The sequence below is a fragment of the Cellvibrio sp. genome (assembly GCF_046347455.1).
Classification (GTDB): domain Bacteria; phylum Pseudomonadota; class Gammaproteobacteria; order Pseudomonadales; family Cellvibrionaceae; genus Cellvibrio.
The window spans coordinates 275,795-299,286 of the sequence record NZ_JAXMGC010000002.1; the positions used below are offsets into that span (position 1 = coordinate 275,795).

Genomic DNA, 23,492 nt, shown 5'->3' on the forward strand with positions numbered 1-23,492 from the left:
ACATGGGCGAAACCCATCGCCCATGTTGTTCGCTCGTACAAACATGTGCTTAAGCTACTCATAAGATAGATGCTCGCAAAATAAATGTTCGCACAATAAATAGGTCTGATGGTTTCTATGCTGAATTCGCTCCGTTCGATTGTCCAGGAAGTAAATGCCGCGCGTGACTTGCCGTCGGCATTGGGCATTATTGTAACCAGCGTTAAAGAAGCCATGCGTACCCATGTATGCTCGGTTTACATGCGCGATGACGACGGTGGCTATGTGCTCATGGCTACCGACGGTTTGAATCAGGATGCCGTAGGTAATGTTCGTCTCGCAGCAGGTGAAGGTTTGGTCGGCCGTGTGGTTGCGCGCGAAGAACCCATAAACCTTGAGCAAGCCGAAGCTCACCCCAATTACCAATATTTCCCCGAAACCGGTGAAGAGCGCTACAGCTCCTTCCTCGGTGTTCCCATCATCCATCAACGTAAAGTGCTTGGTGTACTGGTTGTACAGCAAGTGGAACAACGTCGTTTTGATGAAGGTGATGAAGCGTTTTTAGTCACCATGTCTGCCCAATTGGCAGGTGTTATTGCTCACGCCGAAGCAACAGGCGGCGTAAATCGCGGCAAAAACGAAATTGCCACTCAAGCCCGTTTTATGGGTGTCGCGGGCGCGCCCGGTATCGCTATAGGTGAGGCTGTTGTAATCGCGCCAGAAGCCGATCTTCGTTCCGTTCCCTATAAGCCGTGTGAAGATGTAGAAGCCGAGATTGCTTTTTTCCAGCGCTGCCTTATGGCGGTGCGGGAAGACATCAAGGGCTTGGGTGCCCAGCTTAAAGAGCGCCTGAACCGCGAAGAGCGTGCCCTGTTCGATGCCTATTTGGCGATGTTGGACGATGCGTCTCTCGGTGGTGAAGTGACCGAACGTATCCGTAAAGGTACCAACGCATCCTTCGCGTGGAGCGAGGTTATCCTCGAGCACGAACAAACCTTCAACAGCATGCACGATCCCTATTTGCGTGAGCGTGCTACTGACTTACGTGACCTTGGACGTCGTGTGTTGGCCTATTTGCAGGAATCTAACCGCAAGAAACGTGTATTCCCTGAGAAAACAATCCTGATAGGCGAAGAGCTTACGGCCTCCATGTTGGGTGAAATTCCCAAGGAGAAGTTGGTAGGTTTAGTTTCCGTGGAGGGTTCAAGTAACTCCCACGTAGCGATTCTCGCCCGCGCTATGGATATTCCCACAGTGATGGGTGCGGTAGACCTGCCATTTATGCAAATGGATGGTCGCCCCGTAATCGTGGATGGATATCGCGGTGCTGTTTATAGCGACCCCAACGAACACGTTCGCAAGCACTACACCGCTATCGATATTGAAGAGCAAGCGCTTTTCAAAGGTTTGGAGGCGCTTAAAGATTTGCCCTGCGAAACCAGCGATCATTACCGTTTGCCTCTTTGGGTAAATACCGGATTGATGGCTGACGTGGTGCGTTCACTTGAGCGTGGTGCTGAAGGTGTTGGCCTGTACCGCACCGAAGTTCCATTTTTAATGCGTGATCGCTTCCCCACAGAAGAAGAGCAGCGTGCAATTTACCGCGAGCAATTAGCCGCCTTCGCGCCTTTGCCTGTGACAATTCGTACGCTTGATATCGGTGGTGATAAAGCATTGCCTTACTTCCCCATCGAGGAAGATAACCCTTTCCTCGGCTGGCGCGGCATCCGCGTAACACTTGATCACCCCGAGATTTTCCTCGCGCAAGTTCGCGCCATGATTAAAGCGAGTGAGGGTTTAGACAACCTCCGTATACTCCTGCCGATGATCACCAACGTGCCGGAGATGGAGGCGTCCAAAGCCTTGATTACCCGCGTTTACAAAGAGTTGGTGGAAGAAGGTTACAAGGTCAAAATGCCGCCCGTGGGCGCCATGATCGAAGTACCTGCTGCGGTTTACCAAGCGCGTGAACTTGCGGCTTTATCTGAATTCTTGTCGGTCGGTAGTAACGACCTTACCCAGTATCTTCTTGCTGTTGACCGTAACAATGCGCGCGTAGCGGATTTGTATCAAGCCTTTCATCCATCTGTTCTACGCGCTTTGCAGCATATCGTCAACGAAGCGCACGCTCAGGGCATTAGTGTCAGTATCTGTGGCGAGTTGGCAGGCGACCCTGGTGCAGCCATTCTATTGATGGCCATGGGCTTTGACATGCTCTCGATGAGCGCCACCAACTTGCCCAAAGTGAAATCCGTTATTCGCGGCATCAGCTTGGATCTCGCCAAAAACTTGCTCGCCGAAGTCATGACCATGAGCAACGCCGACCAAATTCGCGAACGTGTGGAGCAGGCCTTGAACGACGCCGACGTAACCCGCCTCATACGCCCGATGGGCTCGGATGATTTTGAGGAATAAAACTTTATAGCGTTATTGAAGCAGGAATATTTCTTAGGAATATTCCTGCTTTTTGCATTGAAGGATGTTTAATGGAAAAGTTTTCTGCCTCAGTAATTTCATATTTTGTGGTTTTTGTTTTACTTATCGTTTCAGGTTTGCAGGTTATTCCTCACACTCCTTTTGGTGCGGCAATGAGCATGGATTCATTGTCTTATTTGAGTGTGGCGCAACAAATTTTGCTTGGGCATGGACTATCTTTGCCCGACTATTCGCTAAATGGACATGGGTTTTATCCGCTCACATTGTGGCCTCCGTTATATCCGCTCGTATTATCTGCAGTTCTTCCACATGATCAGGTCTTGGGCGTAAAAGCGGGCCATTTTATCGTATTGATCAATGTCATTTCTCTCTGGCTTCTGCTAATTCTGTTTTTCCATCTCGTGAAAAATACTTGGAATTACAAGGCGGCTGTTGGGTCTGTTCTGCTATTGGCTTTTCTGCCAAGTATGCAGGTGACTTATTTGTACGCATGGAGTGAAACAATTTTTATTCCTGTCGTTTTTGCTGCGTTCTTTGTATTTATATATTCGCTCCAATCTGGAAAACTAAAATTATTACCCGTGATGCTTAGCACATGCCTTCTTGTGATAGCTTTTTATCTTCGCTATGCAGCATTAGGTTTTCTGGCTGCATTAATTTGCAATGTAGCATTGATTAATTCTGCTCCTTATAAAGATCGACTGCGATTGATAGGAGTTGCGGTTGGTTTATTTGGGGTTTTGATATCACCGTTGTTGATTCGTAATTATGTGTTGACTGGCTTACCTATAGGCGGTAGAAGTGGGTCTACAGCTGTATTGAGTAGTGATTTAAAGACGTTGGTTGTATTGCTGCGCGAGGAGTTTTTCTCATCTTCTATTTTTCTATGGCCTCTGGCGACTCTGGGTGTTTTGGCATTGTTAGCTTTTGTTGTTCGCCATAAAAATAAAACCAATGTTGGCTATGGGTCGACTGTTGCCTTTTGTGCATCTATTTGGGTATTGGTTTACCTGCTGTTCTTAGTCGTTAATCGGCTTGTATCTCATATGGATTTAGATACTCGGATGATCGCTCCTGCAGCTCCTCTCATGGTTATTTCATTAATCGGATTATTTTTCAGTTCGTTTCGTGCAGTTAAACCGGTTTTGGTTATTGGGGTTTTAGTTGTATTTACCGTCCCTTTGGTAACCAAAGTTTTTGATATTTATCGAGATATTATCTTCTCATGGAGTGCAACGGGCACTCCCGGTCAAGTTGTGGGAATTCAGTACAACAGCACCACAAATCACGAATTCATAGCTTATAAAAAGCTAGGTGAAGTTGTTCGGTTGTCAAAAGGGAGCATTGTCCTTACTGATTTGGATCGACCACAAATTGTGCATTATTTTTTCCCCGCCAATACGATTCAGCAGCTCCCTGAAAACTTTAAATCTGTAGATATTCCTAAGTTGCTAAACGAAAAAAATAGAGAAGGGCTAATTGTCATCACTAAAAACAGCACATTGAGTACATTTGCTGAGTCAGTTAGCGAAGAATCATTTATGCAAATTCAGGACGACAAAGGTGGCGTGTATGATCAATTTATGCTGCTTAAATTACCGCTAAATCTGGCCGCGAGCCCTTAGCTAGCGCCTATTGCAATATTAGGAATAGCGTGGCCTTATAGCGCTCTAATGTAAGTAAGTGATGATTAGCCATGCTCCAATTTCCCAACTTCGACCCCGTTGCCGTTTCTCTTGGCCCATTCGATTTAATGGGTAAAACCCTTGGACCGCTTGAGGTTCATTGGTACGGCATTATGTACATGTTCGCGTTTTTATCGGCGTGGTTGTTAGCCTTGTACCGTAGCGGCAAGCCGCATTCGCCTATCACCAAAGTGGAAGTAGAGAACCTCATCACCTACGGAGCCTTTGGGGTGATTCTGGGTGGCCGCGTGGGTTACGTGATTTTCTATAACTTTGATCGGTGGATGAGTGATCCGCTGTGGTTGTTCCGTATTTGGGAGGGGGGGATGTCCTTCCACGGCGGCTTGATTGGTGTGTTATTGGCCATGTATGTGTACGCCCACCGAATTCGTGTTCCTTACTTGGCGTTGATGGATTTTGTTGCCCCGCTGGTTCCGCTGGGGTTAGGGTTTGGGCGCTTGGGGAATTTTATTGGTCAAGAATTGTGGGGGCGTGTAACGGATGTTCCTTGGGCCATGGTCTTCCCCAAAGCCGGTGACCCTGCGGGAATTGCCCGTCATCCATCCCAACTTTACCAAGCAACATTAGAAGGCTTGGTGATGTTTATTGTGCTGTTTTGGTTCTCCGCTAAGCCCAGACCCCGTGGTGCTGTTGGAGGCCTATTTCTGGTGCTCTACGCGTGCTTCCGTTCCCTGGTCGAAAACTTCCGCGAGCCAGATGCAGATATAGGTTTCGATCTTTTGGGTTTCATTACCCGCGGTCAGCTTCTCTCCTTGCCCATGTTTATTGCCGGTTTTGGGCTATTGGGTTACGCCTACTACACTGAGCGCAAAAAGCAATTAGCCCAAAAAAAAGCTGCGGAAACTGCTAGCATAGCGCCCCAATAAAATTGTTCGTGGATTTGGTTTATGAAGCAATATCTTGAGCTTATGCGCGATGTGGTGGATAACGGCATCACTCGCGGCGACCGCACAGGTACAGGAACGCGCTCCGTATTTGGCCGCCAGATGCGTTTTGATTTGAACGAGGGTTTCCCCTTGGTAACCACCAAAACCGTCCATTTAAAAAGTGTGATTGTGGAATTGCTGTGGTTCTTACAAGGTCGCACTGATGTGAATTGGTTGAAGGAGCGCGGTTGCAGCATTTGGAACGAATGGGCAACTGAGTCTGGCGATTTAGGACCCGTGTACGGTAAGCAATGGCGCAGCTGGGCATGTCCCGACGGTTCTACCATCGACCAAATCAGCGAAGTTATCGAGCAAATTAAAACTCGCCCCAATTCACGTCGCCTAATTGTGAGCGCTTGGAACCCAGCCGACTTGCCGAACGAATCTAAAAGCCCGCAGGAAAACGTTGAGCAAGGGCGCATGGCGCTAGCGGCTTGTCATACTCTATTCCAATTTTATGTGGCGGAAGGAAAACTTTCTTGCCAGCTTTACCAGCGTAGTGCAGATTTCTTTTTGGGCGTGCCATTTAATATTGCAAGCTACGCATTGCTTACGCACATGATTGCGCAGCAATGTGATCTCGGCGTAGGTGATTTTGTGCATACCTTCGGCGATTGCCACTTGTATAACAATCACATTACAGACGAGATTGTTTACGAGCAATTGCGCCGTGAGCCGCGCGCGCTGCCAAAGCTGGTTATCAAACGCAAACCCGCGTCTATTTTTGATTACGAGCTGGATGATTTTGCGTTCGAGGGTTATGAGCCGCATCCACGTATAGTTGCACCCATCGCGATTTAATATAAAGGTCTGCTAAGAGCGCAGCTTATGTGCGCCAGCGCCTTTATTTTTAAATCTAATTTGATTATTCATACTCCTATATCGCGCAGAGCCAATAAGGCTCCGCAGGTTTATTTTGGCAAAACAGTTTAATCGTTCGAGCAAATCGCTATGAAACTTTCCCTTATAGTTGCTACAGCAAAAAATAATGCGATCGGTCGCAACAACGAGCTGCCTTGGCATTTGCCGCAAGATTTAAAATATTTTAAATCGGTGACCTTGGGTAAGCCCGTCATCATGGGGCGCAAAACTTTCGAATCTATTGGTAAGCCGTTACCAGGCCGAACCAATATCGTAGTCACTCGCCAAAAAAATTGGAGTGTTGCAGGCGTGTTAGTGGCAAAAAGTGTTGAAGAGGCGTTAGAAATCGCCCAACAATTTCGCGGTGAGCAATCGAGCCTTGCTGAAGAAGTGATGGTAATTGGTGGTGCGGAAATTTATCGTCACGCACTACCAATTGCCGATCGCGTTTACCTCACCAAAATAGATATTGATGTAGAAGGTGCAGATGCATTTTTTCCTAGGCTATCTCCTGAGCAATGGGCTTTGGTTTCTGAGCTGGCGGGCGAGGAAGATGCTAAATTTAAACACACGTTTTTAATATTCGAGAAACAAAAGTAATTTCGTTAATTTCGCGCAATTACCAACTGAACACTTCCCACCTTAAAACCAAATTTAGACAGTGTTGATTCGTTCAGCACTGTTTTGTCGTCAACGCGCCACATCCAGTCGTCTACTTTTACATTGATGGTTGAGTTGTTGTATTTCACTGCCAGTACGTAATTTAAATTTATTGAATTGCCCGCAAATTTGCCTTTGCCCGTGCCAATTACGTCGCCAGCGGTGGCATTAAAGTATGTGGGTTGAGTTGGGGTTAAGGTCCATGTGCGGTATTGAATTTCACCATCATTAAAAATAAATTTCTCCTCTAGCGTACCAATGTTGTTTTGCCAGGAGGCTTTTATGGTGGCGGTGAAATGGCGAATCACTTTTCCGCTACGATTTTTAACCACGCCTTTTGCGGTTAAATCACCTAAGAAAAATTCCTGCGGGTTGAGTTTTGGTGTGTTATTCGAGTAATCGTTGACGGTGATATTGGAACAACCGGTTAACGCCAGTAGTGCGCCAAGAAATAAAACAAGGGAGGTGCGTTTCATAAAAGACCTAGTGTTGTTGAGGTTATCTTTTGAGAATACGTTGCCTAGCCCTGAATGGATGAAATTGAAGGCACTTAAATAATGAGAATAAAAAAAGCCAACACGAGGTTGGCTTTTTTAGTGAGTGAAAGTGCGCAGATTAATCCAACTTGCTTAAATCTCTCACTGCACCTTTATCCGCGCTAGTTGCCAGCATGGCATAGGCTTTCAAAGACGCAGAGACTTTGCGTGGGCGAACTTCTGTTGGTTTCCACGCAGCTGCCCCTTTGGCATTTTCGGCCGCGCGGCGTGCATCTAACTCGGCTTCCGTTAGCGCAACGTTAATGCTGCGGTTGGGGATGTCGATTTTGATGATGTCGCCAGTTTGTACCAAGCCAATGGCGCCACCTGCAGCCGCTTCGGGTGAGGCGTGGCCAATCGATAGGCCTGAAGTCCCTCCGGAGAAACGTCCATCGGTTAACAGCGCGCAAGCTTTGCCCAAACCTTGCGATTTGAGGTAGCTGGTGGGGTACAGCATTTCTTGCATACCCGGGCCGCCTTTGGGGCCTTCGTAGCGAATTACTACTACGTCACCTGCTTTTACCTTGCCTTCAAGAATGTCGGCAACGGCTTTATCTTGGCTTTCCACTACATAAGCAGGGCCTTCAAATACCCAGCAGCTTTCGTCCACGCCTGAGGTTTTCACCACACAGCCGTCTTCTGCGATGTTGCCTTTTAACACCGCCAAGCCGCCTTCTTTGGAGTAGGCATGTTCAACGGAACGGATGCATCCTTCAACGCGGTCTGCGTCCAAAGTTGGCCAGCGAGTCGCTTGGCTGAAGGCGACTTGTGTAGGAATGCCTGCTGGACCTGCGCGGAAGAAATTAGCAACTTCTTCGGACGAGGTGCTGACGATGTCCCACTTATCCAAGCCTTCTTGCAGGGTTTTGCTATGAACGGTGGGGACGTGGTTGTGGATTAAGCCACCGCGATTCAATTCGGCCAGAATGCCGAATACGCCGCCAGCGCGGTGAACATCTTCCATATGGTATTTGGGCGTGTTGGGCGCAACTTTACACAGTTGTGGTACCTTGCGGCTCAAGCGGTCGATGTCCGTCATGGTGAAAGGCACTTCGCCTTCTTGCGCGGCAGCCAACAAGTGAAGAATGGTGTTGGTTGAACCGCCCATGGCGATATCCAGAGCCATGGCATTTTCAAAAGCTTCGAATGTGGCGATAGAGCGCGGCAGAACGCTGTAATCGTCTTGCTCGTAATGGCGCTTGGTAATCTCAACGATGCGACGGCCAGCTTCTAGGAACAGGCGTTCACGGTCAGCGTGGGTTGCAAGGGTAGAGCCGTTACCTGGCAGGGATAAGCCCAATGCTTCGGTCAAACAGTTCATGGAGTTGGCGGTAAACATACCCGAGCAAGAGCCGCAGGTAGGGCAAGCGGAGCGCTCGTAGGCTTCCACTTTTTCGTCGCTGGCATTTTTGTCGGTGCCGATAACAATGGCATCAACCAAGTCGAGTTTATGGTCGGCGAGTTTGGTTTTACCGGCTTCCATTGGGCCACCGGAGACGAAAATCACCGGAATGTTCAGGCGCATTGCGGCCATCAACATCCCGGGGGTGATTTTGTCGCAGTTGGAAATACACACGATCGCGTCGGCGCAGTGCGCATTCACCATATATTCTACGGAGTCGGCGATGATGTCGCGGCTGGGCAAGCTGTAGAGCATACCGTCGTGACCCATGGCGATACCGTCATCCACGGCAATGGTGTTGAATTCTTTAGCAACGCCACCGGCTTTTTCGATTTCACGCGCTACCAATTGGCCGAGGTCTTTCAAATGCACATGGCCGGGGACGAATTGAGTGAAAGAGTTGGCAACGGCAATGATGGGTTTTTGGAAATCGTCATCTTTCATGCCCGTTGCACGCCAGAGGGCGCGGGCACCGGCCATATTGCGGCCTGATGTGGTGGTTTTGGAACGATAAACCGGCATAACTAACCTCGATAATAGCGGCTAACAGATAGTCGGCCATCTTACCAGATGCGCGCTACCAGCCGCAGTAAGAATAGTTAGTAATCCAGTCTCATAATAGTGACGGGAGTGTCGCGATAAGTCTCTTCAACCAGCGTTTGCCAACCCAGTTTCGCGTAAAACGGCGCTTGGTCTGGCGTGAAAAGGTACAAACGCGGTAAGTGTTGCTGACCTGCAAAATCCATCAGTGCTTTCACCAACTTTTTGCCCAAACCGCGGCCACGTTGATCTTCACGAATGTAAACGCTCGCCAGCCAAGGTGTTAACTCAGGATGGCTATCCATATCTGATTCAACTAAAGCGGCGGTGCCCAGAACTTCATCGCCTTCCACCGCAATTAACATGCTGGGGATTGGGGTATCGCTTAAGTATCGCTGCATGCGCTCAATGCGATACTCAAGCGTTTTCCCCGGGTTCAAATAACCCCACTCATCAAAATGCCAGCGCGCAATCACGGGAATATGTTGCGGAGCTTCGCGCAGATTAATAATGTCCATAGCGGCTAAATCTATATCAGTGGTTTGATAAAAATTTTGGAGTTGCGTTGATAGTTATAAAGCACTTGCTTGGCAATAGGCAGGTCTTCTAACTTGCCTTGTTCAAAACCTTGTTCGATAAACCAGTGAGCCGTTTGCGTGGTGAGCAAAAATAATTGCTTGATATTTTGCTTACGCGCTTGGGTTTCCATTTGCTGCAAAAGCGCAGCGGCGCGCCCACCGTTACGATAATCCGGGTGAGTTGCCACGCAGGATAACTCCGCCATATCGCCGTAAGGATAAAGTGCCGCGCAGGCGACAATGGTTCCGTCTTTATCCATTACGTGGAATTTATTGATTTCGGTTTCCAATAATTCCCGCGAGCGGCGAACCAAAATGCCTGCTTCTTCCAAAGGCCGAATCAAATTTAAAATGCCCGCAACATCATCAATCGTCGCTTTGCGCAATTGCTCGTATTGGCCGGAATAAATCATGGTGCCCAAGCCATCACGCGTAAACAGTTCTGTAAGCAGCGCACCGTCAGTGGTGTAGCTCATGAGTTGCGCGCGTTGCACGCCCTGCAAACAACTCAAATAACAGGCGCTGAGTGCTTGTTGTAAATCGTGGTTCAAGTGTTCGCCGTTAGTGGTGAGATAATCTTGGCATTCTCTCAATGATAACTGACGAACCAAATTGCCGTCTTCATCGGTAACGCCGTTACCTTCTACAAACGCGAGTAATTTGTCTGCTTTCAATGCGCTGGCAACATGAGTTGCTACATCACTAAACGATAAATTAAAAATTTCACCGGTAGGTGAATAACCCATAGGTGATAGCAGCACAACCGCGCCTGGGTTCAATACGCTTTGCAGCGATTGCACATTCACTTTGCGCACTTTTCCAGTGTGTTGCAAATCAACACCGTCAATCACACCGTAAGGCATAGCCACAACAAAATTGCCGCTAATCACTTGCATGTCGGCATCGTGCATGGGGGAATTCGGCAGACCGGTAGAAAGCGCCGCTTCAACCGTTGTGCGCGCTTCGCCAATGGCTTGAATCACCAGCTTCAAACTTTCGGAATCGGTAATCCGCAAGCGCTCATGAAATTCGCTGTAGGTATCTGCCATTTGCAAACGCTCGTCAATTTGCGGGCGTGCGCCGTGAACCAATACCAGCTTCACATCCAAACTGCACAGCAATGCGATGTCGTGAACGATGTTGTGGAAATTTGCGTGGCTAATAGCTTCGCCAGGCAACATAATCACAAAGGTTTTGTCGCTGTGCCGATTGATGTAAGGCGTCGAATGGCGAAACCACTTTACATATTCTTGTGTTTTTGAAGCTTGAGTGTCAGACACGATAGTTCTCTTCTAAACTGAAATTGTTTTTTGCAGGCGGTTGCTTTCATCTGCCGCGAGTAGCATTTCAACGGCTAATAATGCCTGTTGCGCAGGAAAACGCAATGTATCTTTGCCGTAAATAGCATCGGCGATGTTGTGATAAAAAAGCTCATAGCAGCCTCGTTCACTTTCGATCTGCGCTTTATGCGCACCTGATTCCTGCTGGATTACCAGTGTGCCAATATTGTCAGTACCGTGGTTGGCCCATCCAGTTTGATAAGGACGAATGCCATTCATCAGTTGTTGTTCTTGTACATCTTGCCCAAATTTTAAGAAGGAGCCCTTGTCGCCGTGAATGCTAACCGTTGCGCCTTTAGCGCTGACAAATGTGCTTGAACGCAAAAGCACGCGCGTATCTGGATAATGAAAACACACGTTGAAGTAATCGGTAGATCCTTCTGCGCGGCGCAAGCTGCGCATATCCGCATTCACCGCTTGAGGCCTGCCCAATAAGGTCAGCATGGAATCCAGCATGTGCACGCCTAAATCCCACCAAGTGCCCGCGCCGGGTAACTTATCTTCCTTCCACAATTTATGAGTGATGTTGTTGCGGTAGCGATCATAATGCCATTCAATTTCTACCACTCTACCCAGTGAACCTGATGTAAGAATTTTCTGTACGGTTAAATGGTCTGTTTCCAAACGCTTGTTGTGAAAAACCGCCAGAATTTTTTGTTGCTGTTGTGCAAGCGCAATTAACTCTTCGCCTTCGTGAAGTGAGAGCGTGAAGGGTTTTTCGGTAACAACATGTTTTCCCGCAAGCAGGGCGGCTTTCGTCATAGAAAAATGAAATTCGTTAGGCGTATTTACTACCACAATATGAATGTCGGGATTCGAAAGAATTTCATCGAAGCTTTTTGCAATTATCGCATCGGGGAAATCCGCAAGCGCAGAGTCACTCGAGCGCTGCAAAATAGTGTGTAAATGCAATTGCGGTTCAGCTGCAATCAGCGGTGCATGAAATACTTTTCCGGACATGCCGTAGGAGCAAAGGGCGACGTTTAACATAGCTTTCAATGTCTTAGTTTTGCGATGTCATCGCATTGAATAAAGAGTCTGTCGCAGAGTTTATAAATTCGACAGTTAAGTGTTTATTGTCTCTAAATATTACTTGGTTGTCTTTTTCCAGCTCACATATACCATTTGGGCAAATATGATTGTTGAGGTCCAGCATTCGCACATTGGGAAAATCTTTTGTTGCTTCTGTTAACCAGGTAAAAACATCTGAATTATACGAGTTATTGACTGTAGGTTCGCACAGCGAGTTATTTCTAATAAAGTTAGCTACTGATTTTTTTCTTATTAAACAGTCTATAGCGTTATAAGGTAACTCTGGTGTGCTTCTAAAGATAAAAATTTGCTCACTTTGATGAGCTAATTTATTAATAATTCGACGGGTGCCATTTTGCCATTGATCTTGAGTTAGCACTTGTAATGCTGAACCTATAAAGATCACATCAGGGTGCAAAGATGCGATTGAATCTACCGCTGAATTTCGCCATTTTTCGCATTCTGTGTATTCCCTGCCAATTCGCGTATAAAAGATTTTTTCGTCCACAATGGGGCATGATGATTTGGTGAATACATAAATTTTCCAATCGGGTACGTTATAAATGTTAAATATAGCAGGGAACCATTGGGCACCTATGCTATCCCCAAACAGGACGACAGAATGTGTTGAGTCGCTTTTTCCGATAACACAAGGGCGCACTTCAGCAGACGAGTACCATTGATCGCAACCGAATGCATATATATCTGGTTTTGTATCTCTTATTTTTTCGTATTTTACGATATCGGTGATCTGCATTTCTCTGCGCGCACTTTTTTCCAGCAGAATGCAGATTGAAAATACTACAAGGCCTGTAAAAATAGCGCCGAGTAGTACGGCAACAGGCTTTGATTTGAGTGATTGGCTTCTGCGAATAGGTGATTCGATGAGTACAAAAGATAGGACAGATAAAATCGCCGTTGCAATCAATGCGATAATTAGCTGCTTCATTTTTTGGTCAGAAAAGAACAGGCCCGATAAAACCCATGCTGGCCAATGCCAGAGATAAATTGAGTAAGAAATATCCCCTAGCTTTCTGAAGATATACGAGCCAAGTATTTTGTGTGTGAAGGATGAGCCACTGTAACCGATTAATAAAAGTAGAGCCGCCAGCGAAGGTAGTAGTGCTAAATATCCTGGGTATTGTTTGTCTGGCGCGATAAAAAAGGCAGATGCAACGAATAGCCCTATGCCTACAAAAGTTACCAAATTTTCTAAGCTTGGGGTGATCTTAATGCTTTGTAACGATGGGGATGAAAAAATAAAATAGCCCGCTGCGCCCAGGCAGAATTGCCATAGCCGAGAGGGCATCATGTAGTATGCCAAATTGGGGTGATTGAAACTTAAGTAAATACAATAGCCAAGGCTAAGGATGGGGATCGCAAAAAGCAGAAATTTATGAAGTAACTGGCTCGCTATTGATGCTCTTTTAGTCAACGTAAAAGCTAGAAGGAAAATTGCCGGCCAAAATAAATAGAATTGCTCTTCTACTCCGAGTGACCATGTGTGCAAAAACGGACTGCTTGAAAGGGAGTTGTCGAAATAATTAATTGAGGTCAGTGCAAAATAAAAATTACTAAGCCAAAAGGAAGCGTAGATTGCAACATGCGAATTAAAAATTTGTTCATTTGGTGTGAGCAGCAACGCCCCTAAACCTAATACGACAAGAATCATAAAAATCAGGTTGGGTAATAACCTTAATATTCGGCGCGCGTAGAACGATAAAAAGCTAAAGTTCCCCTCGTTCTTTATTTCGCTATAGATTAAACCTGTAATCAGGTATCCGGATATTACAAAAAATACATCGACCCCGACAAAGCCCCAAGAAAAACCAGGAATACCAAAGTGAGCAGCAATTACTAATAAAATTGCAATAGCTCTTAGTCCTTGGATGTCATTTCTGTACTGCATTATTAATCCTTAGCTTTCATTATTATTAACAACAAAACTTCCTAATCAATTCCTGCACAATTTTCACCGCAGGTTCGACCTGATCAATGCTAATAAACTCATCAGGTTGATGAGCTTGGTTGATGGAGCCGGGGCCGAGGATGACGGTTTGCATGCCCAGTTGCTGCATAAAAGGTGCTTCGGTGGCGAAGGCAACGCTTTCTGAGCTGTGGCCAGTTAATTGTTCGCACACTTTTACCAATTCAGATTCTGCGGGTTCATCAAAGGGTTCTACGCCTTCAAAGAGCGAAGAGAAAACAATATCGGTACCACTTTTTTCTGCGATGGGATTTAAACGATTTTGAATAGCTTGGCGAAGTTCTTCGTTATCCATTCCGGGTAATAAGCGTAAATCGAAATGCAATTCGCATTCGCCGCAAATTCTATTGGCACCATCACCGCCGTGAATACAACCTAGATTTAGAGTTGGTGTTTGCACAGCAAAGCCGGGGTTGCGGTATTTAAATTCCAGCTCGCTACGCAAGCCTATTAACTCGTTCATAACATGCGTCATGGCATCTAGTGCGCTTTTCCCCAATGCGGGGTTTGATGAATGCCCCGCTTGGCCGCGTACGCGAATGGATTCCATCATAATGCCTTTGTGCATGCGGATTGGTTTGAGTTCGGTGGGTTCGCCGATAACGGCATAACGCGCTTTTGGTTTTCCGCTCGCGGCTAAGGCGCGCGCGCCGCTCATGCTGCTTTCTTCGTCTGCTGTGGCGAGAATGATCAGCGGGTGTTTTAACGGTGTATCTAAAAATGGTTTTACTGCAGCTAAAATGACGGGAAAAAATCCTTTCATGTCGGTAGCGCCTAAACCAAATAGCTTTCCGTCTTTTTCGGTGAGGGTAAACGGATCACTGTTCCAACGGTTGGCATCGTAAGGCACTGTGTCGCTGTGGCCAGCCAAAACCAAGCCACCGTCGCCGCTGCCGAGCGTGGCAATCAGGTTAGCTTTGCCCGATTGCGCGAGCGGAATAATCTGCGTATTAAATCCCAAATCCTTGAACCAATTGGCGAGTAATTCAATAACTGGAAGGTTTGGCATATCCCAACTTGCAACGCCGCAACTTACTGAAGGCAGTGCTACCAGTTGTGCGAGTTGGGTTTGGTAATTTTTAAGGTCTAGTGTCATCTTTTATTCCGTTGCCGTATTTTGAACAAAAGGCGTTCATTGCGGCTTTAATGCAGGACATATGGGGAAAGCCATTATAGGTAGACAATCGCCCAATGCGCCCTTAAATGCAAGCTTTGATCGGGTGAGCATGTGAAACGCGACCTGGCTAGTGTCCCTAATCCGCTAGACTAGCTACAATCTCTTTAATAAAGAAAAGATCAGGATTGCTGTTATGGCTTTTGACCGTGTGTTGGATTTGCGTGGTGTGCTAATGGATTTGGTGGCTGATGGCCGCCTGTCGCAAGAGGATGCGAATGTGTTGCTCGGTTCGTCGCGCACCCGTGAACAGGCAATTATGCATCCGCTTGTCTATATCGCCTCGCAAAATCTGGATGACCAAAAGCGCCCCGGAAAAATGTTGGATGGTGACACCTTAACCGATTGGCTTGCTGAAAAATCCAAACATCCTCTTTTTCATATCGATCCCATGAAAATCAACACCGCTAAGGTGACCGAAGTCATGGGCTACGCCTTTGCCAAACGCCACGGTATTTTGTGCGTTGAGGTGACGCCGGATGAAGTCGTGATCGCCTGTACCCAACCCTTTGTTGCCGGTTGGGAGCCGCAGCTTGAGCATGTTGCGCGCCGCCGTGTTAAACGCGTAATTGCAAATCCCGCGGACATTGAACGCTACATGGTGGAGTTCTACACGCTTGCGCGCTCGGTGAGTGGTGCGAGTGGGGGTGCTTCTGCTTCAGCGATTACCAATTTTGAACAGCTGGTGGAGTTAGGCAAAGCAACTGACCCGGATGCCAATGACCAGCACATCGTCAAAATTGTGGATTGGCTGCTGCAATATGCCTACGACCAGCGTGCGAGCGATATTCATATTGAACCGCGTCGTGACGTGGGCCGTATTCGTTTTCGTATTGATGGCGTTCTGCATTACGTGTACGAGTTGCCAGCGAACGTAGCAACGGCAGTAACGGCACGTTTTAAAGTCTTGGGGCGAATGGATATTTCCGAGCGCCGCAAACCGCAAGATGGTCGCATAAAAACGCGCCGCAATGATGGTAGCGAAATTGAATTGCGGATGAGCACATTGCCAACGGCTTTTGGCGAAAAGTTGGTGATGCGTATTTTCGACCCGGAAGTATTGCTGCGCAGTTTTACCGATTTAGGTTTGGTGGGCGATGACTACACGCGTTGGCGCACAATGTTAGATCGCCCAAACGGAATTTTGTTGGTAACAGGGCCAACGGGTTCGGGTAAAACAACAACGCTCTATTCATCGCTTCGCCAAGTTGCAACTGCAGAGGTGAACGTAAGCACTATTGAAGACCCCATTGAAATGGTTGAAGAGAGTTTTAACCAAACTCAGGTGCATCACAAAATAGGTTTAGATTTCGCGGCGGGTATTCGCAGCCTAATGCGGCAAGATCCAGACATTATTATGGTGGGCGAAATTCGCGATTTAGAAACTGCGCAAATGGCGGTGCAATCCGCGCTCACGGGCCACTTGGTGTTATCAACTGTGCACACAAACGACGCCCCATCAACGGTTGCGCGTATGCTCGACTTAGGAATTCCTTCGTATTTAATCAATGCCACCTTATTGGGAGTAATGGCGCAGCGTTTGGTACGTACGCTTTGTCCACACTGTAAAGAAGAGGGACATATCAGTGCAGACGACTGGCAACAATTGGTTGCACCTTGGAAGGTAAATGTTCCCGCAAAAATTTATCGCCCTGTGGGTTGTTTGGAATGCCGCAACACAGGTTATTTAGGTCGCCAAGGTTTGTACGAAATTTTGGTAATGTCCGAAACGCTTAAAGAAAAAGTAACCAGCGATTGCAATATTATCGATATGCGTAAGCAAGCCATGAAAGAGGGAATGCGTACGTTGCGTTTGTCTGGTGCGCAAAAAATTGCGGCGGGTTTAACAACGCTTGAAGAAGTGTTACGCGTTGCTCCACCAGCGGAAAAAGCGGGTTGAATTCAATCGGGTAATCATTTCTTAGCAAACTAAAATCTCTTGCCTTATAAACTTGGGCGCTTGGGTGCCCTCTGTTGCTACAGATTGTAGCTTCTAAAGACATCCTTTCTTGTCATCCAAGTGACCCAAAAGTCACTTAGTCTCACTTGGTTCGGTTATTGCCTTAATCCAACTAAAGCCGTTAAAACACAACTAGCTTCCATAAAATCTAGTTGTGCGCACTTTTAGGGCGCATTTAAAAATCGTTTGCACGCTTTTGTGTCTTTGTGCCGGTTTTGTCTTTGCCGGTGGTAGTTGATCCACCTATTCAATAACGAGGAAGGTAAGCTCTATGGCCATTCGTGTTGCCATTCATCACGTCACTGAATATAAGTTTGATCGCTTAACGTCGCTCTTTCCGCATGTATTACGTTTGCGCCCGGCGCCACACTCCCGTACAAAAATTCACAGCTACTCCCTCAAAATAGAGCCCGAAAAACATTTTATTAATTGGCAACAGGACCCCTTTGGAAACTTTCAAGCACGTTTGGTTTTCCCTGATCAATGCGAGAAATTGAAAATATCTGTTGAAGTCATTGCTGAAATGACATCCATCAATCCTTTTGATTTTTTTGTTGAAGACTACGCAGAGTTTGTTCCCTTTGATTATGACGAGCAGTTAAAACGTGAGCTTGTGCCTTACCTTGAAGTGGTAGAGCAGGGGCCGCAATTGCTAGATTTAGTGAATGACATTAAAGCGGAAATGCGCCATCGCGTTGTGTCTGAAAAGCCTTGGCATGTGAACGATTTTTTAGTACAGGTTAACCAAAAGCTGCAGCAAATGATTGGCTATGGCGTTCGGCTTGAACCGGGTATACAAACCTGCGAGGAAACGCTCACGCTTGCAAAGGGCTCTTGCCGCGATACAGCGTGGTTGTTGGTTCAAGTGTTCAGGCATTTAGGTTACGCCGCGCGTTTTGCATCGGGTTATTTGGTGCAATTAACAGCGGATATAAAAGCCTTGGATGGCCCGAGCGGGCCCGAAGAAGATTTTACGGATTTACACGCGTGGACAGAAATATTTATTCCCGGTGCCGGCTGGATTGGTTTAGATCCAACGTCTGGTTTACTTGCTACGGAAGGTCATATTCCCTTGGCCTGTACACCCGATCCAATTTCGGCGGCACCCATTACCGGCGCCACCAGCAAATGCGAGGTGGAGTTTAATTACTCCAATGAAGTCTTCCGTATATTGGAAGATCCGCGTGTTACAAAACCTTATACCGAAGAGCAATGGGCAACCATCAATGCTTTAGGTGCGGCGGTCGATAAAGAATTAATGGATCAAGATGTTCGTCTTACCACTGGCGGCGAGCCTACGTTCGTCTCCATTGATGACATGGAGTCTGAACAATGGAACACAGGGGCCTTGGGTGCCGACAAATTAAAACTCGCCAAAGATTTATTGCTGCGCATGCGCAACACGTTTGCACCTTCCGGTTTGCTGCATTACGGTCAAGGTAAATGGTACCCGGGTGAAGAAGTTCCGCGTTGGGCGCTGGGCTGTTTTTGGCGAACGGACGGTCAGCCCCTGTGGCGTGATGAACAATATTTAGCGCGCGTTGATAAGTCCTACGGTTTTAATCACGAGAGCGCGAAAAAATTCGCACAGGCTTTTTGTAAAAAAATCGTTGTTAACAGCGAACATTTAATTCCTGCCTACGAAGATGTGCTTTATTACCTGTGGGCGGAAAAGAATTTACCCGTTGGTGTTGACCCGCTAAAAGCAGATTTGAAAGATGATTTGGAGCGCAGGCGTTTAGCCGCGTTATTAACGCGTGGTTTAAACGTAGAAACTGGTTATGTGCTTCCCATCGAGTGGAATTATGCTCACAGCACTTGGCTTACTGGACGTTGGAAATTCCGCACCGGAAATTTAATGCTGATTCCGGGTGATTCACCCCTTGGTTTACGGTTGCCGTTAAATTCCGTGGGCTTCCCTGAAAAAGAATATGATCGTTATCAACCTGAAAATGACCCCATTGAACAAAAGCCCTCGTTAGAGCCTGCCGGTAAAACTCAAGCTGCGGTACGAGTCAGTTCCTTGGAAATGCTACTCGATAAATATTCCACCAAACGAAAAAATCGGCAGGCACAAAATATTCAGGAGCAAAACGCAGGTACGCAAAACGCGCAGCAAGAAACGAAACCCAATTATCTGGAAGCGGGTTATGTGATTCGTACTGCTATTTGTTTTGAGACACGAGAAGGTCGCTTGCATGTGTTTATGCCGCCGCTTACTTATCTTGAGCACTATGTTGCGTTGATTGAAGCGATCGAAGATGTCGCGAAAGAATTGAATATGCCAGTGGTGATTGAAGGATATGAGCCACCAAAAGATTATCGCCTTAAAAAATTCCTCATCACACCAGACCCGGGTGTGATTGAAGTTAATATTCATCCCGTAGAAACTTGGCCAGAACTGGTGAGAAATACCGAGGCGCTCTACGAAGATGCTCGCCAAACGCGTTTGGGAACAGAAAAATTTATGTTGGATGGTCGCCATTCCGGAACCGGCGGTGGCAACCACGTAACCTTCGGTGGATGGACTCCTGCGAATAGCCCGTTTTTGCGCAGACCAGATTTGTTGCGCAGTCTTGTCACATTTTGGCAGCATCACCCGGCGCTTTCTTATTTGTTTTCGGGTTTATTTATTGGGCCTACCAGTCAATCGCCGCGCGTGGACGAAGGTCGCGACGAAATGCTGTACGAGTTAGAAATTGCATTCAAGGAAATGCCTGATGGCTTAGTGGATCAGCCATGGCTAACAGATCGCTTAATGCGAAATTTGTTAGTCGATATCACGGGTAATACTCACCGCGCCGAATTTTGTATCGACAAACTTTATTCGCCGGGCAGCGCGAGTGGTCGTCAGGGGATTTTGGAATTTCGTGGTTTTGAAATGCCACCCCATGCACGTATGTCGTTGGTACAAATTTTATTGTTACGCTGCTTGATTAGCCGCTTTTGGAAAGAGCCTTACAAAAAGCCGCTCGTACGTTGGGGAACGGCGCTGCATGACAAATTTATGCTACCGCATTACGTGTGGGAGGATATGCGCGATGTGGTGCGTGATTTAAATGAGCACGGTTATCCGTTTCAGCTTGAATGGCTTGCAGCCTTTGAAGAGTTCCGATTCCCGCATTACGGGCGAGTACAATTAGATGATATTCAAATTGAGTTGCGTTGGGCCATTGAACCGTGGCATGTATTGGGCGAAGAAATTTCCAGCTTTGGAACATCTCGCTATGTGGATTCTTCCATCGAGCGTATGCAAGTAAAAGTCACCGGCCTAACACCGGGGCGCTATGTACTTGCGTGTAATGGTCGCCGCGTTTGTTTAAATGCAACTGGAAAACACGGTGAGTATGTGGGTGGCGTTCGCTACCGCGCATGGCAACCACCATCGGCCTTGCATCCTACGATTGGAATTCATTCACCCTTGGTGTTCGATTTAATAGACACTTGGAATGGTAAGTCGATTGGTGGTTGTACTTATCACGTTAGTCATCCCGGTGGCCGTAGTTATGATCGCTTCCCGGTGAATGCGAACGAAGCTGAATCGCGTCGCGGCAATCGCTTCTTCGATTTCAATCATACGCCGGGTGCTCTACCGGTATCGCCTGCTGGGAAAATTTTGCGCGAATTTTTTGAACACAAGCATCCACCAAGACCTATGGCGCCACCGCCAGAAGAACCCGCTGATGAATATCCCCATACATTAGATTTGCGAAGATAAGTGTTGCTTAGAACAAATTAGCTTTGGGCTGTTTTAGAAAACATAGGAGTGTAAAAAGGCGCTAAAATGATTTTATTCCTTTTTGTAAATGACACTATAAATCATGAACCCTTATTCCGCGCAGATGGAAAATCAACCTTTAACTCGTGACTTCAGTTATCAGCCAGCCTTGGATGGTGTTGATGAGGCCTATGCCAGTAATGGCGATGTACGCGCTCATTGGAAATATTTGTTAGAGAGCCTGCACAGTCTTGGTGCCGACGCGATTGATGAGCGGCAGAAGAAAGTTCGCCGCATTCTGCGCGATGATGGTGCGACTTATAAAATCTATGACGAGCCCAACGCGAATCAAACCTGGCAATTAAACCCTGTTCCTTTGCTCATTAGCAGCGATGAGTGGAGCCAAACAGAAAGTGCGCTAGTGGAACGGGCAGAATTATTCAACGCGATTCTGCTCGACATCTACGGCGATCGAAAATTGATTCAACAGGGAATTATTCCGCCAGAATTATTATTTTCCCACGCAGGCTATTTACGCCCTTGCTACCAAGTCAAAATGCAAGGCGACCACCAATTAATTTTGCACGGTGTTGATTTGGTTCGCGCAGCCGATGGCAAAATGAAAATCATGTCTGACCGTACTCAAGCACCATCGGGCGCAGGGTATGCGTTGGAAAACCGCACGGTGATGAATCGTGTGTTCCCGAGTCTATTTCGCGATAGCCACGTTCACCGCCTTTCGTTATTTTTCTCGCGCATGCGCCAAAAACTTCACGAATTAAATCCCAATGGCGGCATTGCCCGCATTGTTGTGTTGACCCCCGGCGCCTATAACGAAACCTATTTCGAGCACGCATACCTCGCCAACTATTTAGGGTTTCAACTCGTGCAAGGCAGTGATCTTACCGTGCGCAACGGATATGTATGGATGAAATCTCTCGATGGTTTAAAACGAGTTGATGTAATTCTGCGCCGCGTTGACGATATTTATTGCGACCCGGTGGAGCTAAAGGGAAATTCCCAATTAGGTGTTCCTGGGTTGTTAGAAGTTGCACGCATGGGGAATGTGGCAATCGCAAACCCATTGGGCTCGAGCGTGTTGGAAAACCCCGCGTTGTTGCGTTATTTGCCTGAAATCGCCAAAGCCTTGCTTGGACGTGAATTGCAAATGGAGTCGGTAAAAACCTGGTGGTGTGGTAACAAACAAGATTTGGAATACGTGTGTGCAAATTTAAAGAATTTGCTCATCAAACCAACCTATCGCAAACCCGGTTTGTACGAAGTTTATGGTGCTGAGCTGGACGACACCAAACTACAAGCATGGCAAAACCGTATTCGCAAGCACCCTTACCAATTTGCAGCGCAAGAATATATCACCAGCTCAAAAACACCCACGTGGCATCAAGGCTGTTTTGTGCCGCGAGCATCGATCTTGCGTACTTTTGCGGTGGCGAGTGAATCTTCCTATGCAGTTTTGCCCGGCGGATTAACGCGCGTGAACTTGGATGCAGACAAAAAAATTATTTCCAACCAGCGTGGCTCTGTTTCAAAAGATACCTGGGTATTAGCGTCTGAACCAGAAAAGCAAATCAGCTTGAGAACACTGGACTCGCAGCAATCACAAGAAACTGTGGGTGAGTTGCCGAGCCGCGTTGTAGAAAATTTATTCTGGATGGGGCGCTACGCCGAGCGTGCAGAATCTGCATTGCGTATGTTACGCACTGTATTTATTCAGCTCAACAAAACCGAAGCGTTACCCGAAGCGGTTTGCCGCACCTTATTAAAAGCCGTTACCGATGTAACGTCCACCTATCCCGGTTTTTCCAGTTTTGATAAAACGCTCCTGAGCAACCCCGAGCCTGAAATGATTTCCATTATTTTGGATCAAAATCGCATCGGCAGTGTTGCCAATAATTTGGTTGCTATGATCAAAGCTGCGGAACAAGTGAAGGAACAACTGTCGAGCGATACCCAACGTATCATCAACAATATTGGTGATGAACTGGACGCACTCAAAGCACATCTGCAACCTGCAGGCCTCTCAGCACCAGAAGAAGCTCTTGCGCCTCTTGTTACTGCTTTGCTCGCCTTCGCCGGCTTAATTCACGAAAGTATGATTCGCGGAAACGGCTGGCACTTTATGGAAATGGGGCGACGCATGGAACGCGCGCTGCAAATTGTGAGCGGCTTGCGTTCAATGCTTACCAGCAAGTTTGATGATATTGAACAAGAAGTTTTGGTAGAAACAGCGCTTTTGTGTGGCGAGGCGTTAATATCTTATCGCCGACGCTACCAAAGTGGTGTCAATATCGAAAACGGTTTAGAAATGATTTTGCTCAACGCTAATAATCCGCGTTCTTTGCTATTCCAAGTGGAAGAACTCGCCATGCATTTCGCCGATTTGCCTGGCAACAAAGAAACCTTGAATGCGGAAAATAAATTTTTACTCGAGGCGATCACTGCGCTCAAATTAAGCGAAGTGAAAGATTTAGCCAAAGCAGAAACAGGTGTTCGGCAAGATTTAGATCAGCTTCTTGCGCGTGTTCAATATTTAATTACTAGCGCCGCAAAAGCGATTAGTCAGCGCTACTTTGATCACGCTCAAGGGCCGCAACTCTTGGTAAAAAATACAGAATGGCAAGACAACTTGTAATGTA

The 23,492-nt window shown here is 47.0% G+C and carries 15 protein-coding genes; 8 read left to right on the top strand and 7 right to left on the bottom strand.

Annotation, left to right across the window (positions count from 1 at the left end):
• The first annotated feature begins 117 nt into the window (after positions 1–117).
• From ptsP to U1F02_RS05130, 5 genes are all read left to right on the top strand, one after another.
• A complete protein-coding gene (ptsP, locus tag U1F02_RS05110) occupies positions 118–2,394 on the top strand; it encodes a phosphoenolpyruvate--protein phosphotransferase (protein WP_409989287.1) in 2,277 nt (758 codons plus the stop codon).
• Between the two features lie 71 nt (positions 2,395–2,465).
• The gene (locus U1F02_RS05115) at positions 2,466–4,040 is read left to right on the top strand and encodes a hypothetical protein (RefSeq protein WP_409989288.1); all 1,575 of its coding nucleotides are present in this window, start codon (positions 2,466–2,468) and stop codon (positions 4,038–4,040) included.
• Positions 4,041–4,111: 71 nt separating this feature from the next.
• Complete coding sequence (gene lgt / locus U1F02_RS05120; protein ID WP_409989289.1) at positions 4,112–4,987, top strand: prolipoprotein diacylglyceryl transferase; 876 nt, start codon at positions 4,112–4,114, stop codon at positions 4,985–4,987.
• Positions 4,988–5,008: 21 nt separating this feature from the next.
• On the top strand, positions 5,009–5,848 hold the full coding sequence (locus tag U1F02_RS05125; RefSeq protein WP_409989290.1) for a thymidylate synthase: 840 nt from the start codon (positions 5,009–5,011) through the stop codon (positions 5,846–5,848).
• Positions 5,849–5,998: 150 nt separating this feature from the next.
• Positions 5,999–6,508, top strand: coding sequence for a dihydrofolate reductase (locus U1F02_RS05130; protein WP_409989291.1), 510 nt, complete (start codon positions 5,999–6,001; stop codon positions 6,506–6,508).
• Between the two features lie 5 nt (positions 6,509–6,513).
• Here the strand turns inward: U1F02_RS05130 and U1F02_RS05135 are convergent, their stop codons facing one another.
• The 7 genes from U1F02_RS05135 to argE all read right to left on the bottom strand — a co-directional run bounded on the left by U1F02_RS05135 (position 6,514) and on the right by argE (position 15,079).
• Positions 6,514–7,044 carry a DUF3833 domain-containing protein gene (locus U1F02_RS05135; RefSeq protein WP_409989292.1) on the bottom strand — a complete coding sequence of 177 codons (531 nt, stop codon included), beginning with the start codon at positions 7,042–7,044 and terminating at the stop codon, positions 6,514–6,516.
• 139 nt (positions 7,045–7,183) lie between these two features.
• Entirely contained in the window at positions 7,184–9,028 is a 1,845-nt protein-coding gene (gene ilvD, locus U1F02_RS05140; protein WP_409989293.1) for a dihydroxy-acid dehydratase, read from the bottom strand.
• A 77-nt stretch (positions 9,029–9,105) separates the two neighbouring features.
• A complete protein-coding gene (locus tag U1F02_RS05145) occupies positions 9,106–9,564 on the bottom strand; it encodes a GNAT family N-acetyltransferase (protein WP_409989294.1) in 459 nt (152 codons plus the stop codon).
• An 11-nt stretch (positions 9,565–9,575) separates the two neighbouring features.
• Positions 9,576–10,904 (bottom strand): amino-acid N-acetyltransferase, encoded by a 1,329-nt coding sequence (gene argA, locus U1F02_RS05150; protein ID WP_409989295.1) that lies wholly within the window; start codon positions 10,902–10,904, stop codon positions 9,576–9,578.
• 12 nt (positions 10,905–10,916) lie between these two features.
• The gene (locus U1F02_RS05155; protein WP_409989296.1) at positions 10,917–11,954 is read right to left on the bottom strand and encodes a Gfo/Idh/MocA family oxidoreductase; all 1,038 of its coding nucleotides are present in this window, start codon (positions 11,952–11,954) and stop codon (positions 10,917–10,919) included.
• A 13-nt stretch (positions 11,955–11,967) separates the two neighbouring features.
• Positions 11,968–13,905 (bottom strand): acyltransferase family protein, encoded by a 1,938-nt coding sequence (locus U1F02_RS05160; RefSeq protein ID WP_409989297.1) that lies wholly within the window; start codon positions 13,903–13,905, stop codon positions 11,968–11,970.
• Between the two features lie 25 nt (positions 13,906–13,930).
• Positions 13,931–15,079: an acetylornithine deacetylase gene (gene argE / locus U1F02_RS05165; protein WP_409989298.1), complete on the bottom strand. Its 1,149-nt coding sequence runs from the start codon at positions 15,077–15,079 to the stop codon at positions 13,931–13,933.
• A gap of 214 nt (positions 15,080–15,293) precedes the next feature.
• Here argE and U1F02_RS05170 point away from each other — a divergent pair, with 214 nt between their 5' ends.
• From U1F02_RS05170 to U1F02_RS05180, 3 genes are all read left to right on the top strand, one after another.
• Positions 15,294–17,057, top strand: coding sequence for a GspE/PulE family protein (locus tag U1F02_RS05170; protein ID WP_409989299.1), 1,764 nt, complete (start codon positions 15,294–15,296; stop codon positions 17,055–17,057).
• A 331-nt stretch (positions 17,058–17,388) separates the two neighbouring features.
• A complete protein-coding gene (locus U1F02_RS05175; RefSeq protein ID WP_409989300.1) occupies positions 17,389–20,835 on the top strand; it encodes a DUF2126 domain-containing protein in 3,447 nt (1,148 codons plus the stop codon).
• 103 nt (positions 20,836–20,938) lie between these two features.
• Positions 20,939–23,488 (top strand): circularly permuted type 2 ATP-grasp protein, encoded by a 2,550-nt coding sequence (locus U1F02_RS05180; protein ID WP_409989301.1) that lies wholly within the window; start codon positions 20,939–20,941, stop codon positions 23,486–23,488.
• Positions 23,489–23,492 lie beyond the last annotated feature (4 nt).

Excerpts from the sequence above, each read along its gene's own strand:
- U1F02_RS05130 (WP_409989291.1), top strand. The coding sequence starts at position 5,999 with ATGAAACTTTCCCTTATAGTTGCTACAGCAAAAAATAATGCGATCGGT.
- ptsP (WP_409989287.1), top strand. The coding sequence starts at position 118 with ATGCTGAATTCGCTCCGTTCGATTGTCCAGGAAGTAAATGCCGCGCGT.
- U1F02_RS05115 (WP_409989288.1), top strand. The coding sequence starts at position 2,466 with ATGGAAAAGTTTTCTGCCTCAGTAATTTCATATTTTGTGGTTTTTGTT.
- U1F02_RS05135 (WP_409989292.1), bottom strand. The coding sequence starts at position 7,044 with ATGAAACGCACCTCCCTTGTTTTATTTCTTGGCGCACTACTGGCGTTA.
- ilvD (WP_409989293.1), bottom strand. The coding sequence starts at position 9,028 with ATGCCGGTTTATCGTTCCAAAACCACCACATCAGGCCGCAATATGGCC.
- U1F02_RS05170 (WP_409989299.1), top strand. The coding sequence starts at position 15,294 with ATGGCTTTTGACCGTGTGTTGGATTTGCGTGGTGTGCTAATGGATTTG.
- U1F02_RS05145 (WP_409989294.1), bottom strand. The coding sequence starts at position 9,564 with ATGGACATTATTAATCTGCGCGAAGCTCCGCAACATATTCCCGTGATT.
- U1F02_RS05175 (WP_409989300.1), top strand. The coding sequence starts at position 17,389 with ATGGCCATTCGTGTTGCCATTCATCACGTCACTGAATATAAGTTTGAT.
- U1F02_RS05155 (WP_409989296.1), bottom strand. The coding sequence starts at position 11,954 with ATGTTAAACGTCGCCCTTTGCTCCTACGGCATGTCCGGAAAAGTATTT.
- U1F02_RS05125 (WP_409989290.1), top strand. The coding sequence starts at position 5,009 with ATGAAGCAATATCTTGAGCTTATGCGCGATGTGGTGGATAACGGCATC.
- U1F02_RS05160 (WP_409989297.1), bottom strand. The coding sequence starts at position 13,905 with ATGCAGTACAGAAATGACATCCAAGGACTAAGAGCTATTGCAATTTTA.
- lgt (WP_409989289.1), top strand. The coding sequence starts at position 4,112 with ATGCTCCAATTTCCCAACTTCGACCCCGTTGCCGTTTCTCTTGGCCCA.
- argE (WP_409989298.1), bottom strand. The coding sequence starts at position 15,079 with ATGACACTAGACCTTAAAAATTACCAAACCCAACTCGCACAACTGGTA.
- U1F02_RS05180 (WP_409989301.1), top strand. The coding sequence starts at position 20,939 with ATGAACCCTTATTCCGCGCAGATGGAAAATCAACCTTTAACTCGTGAC.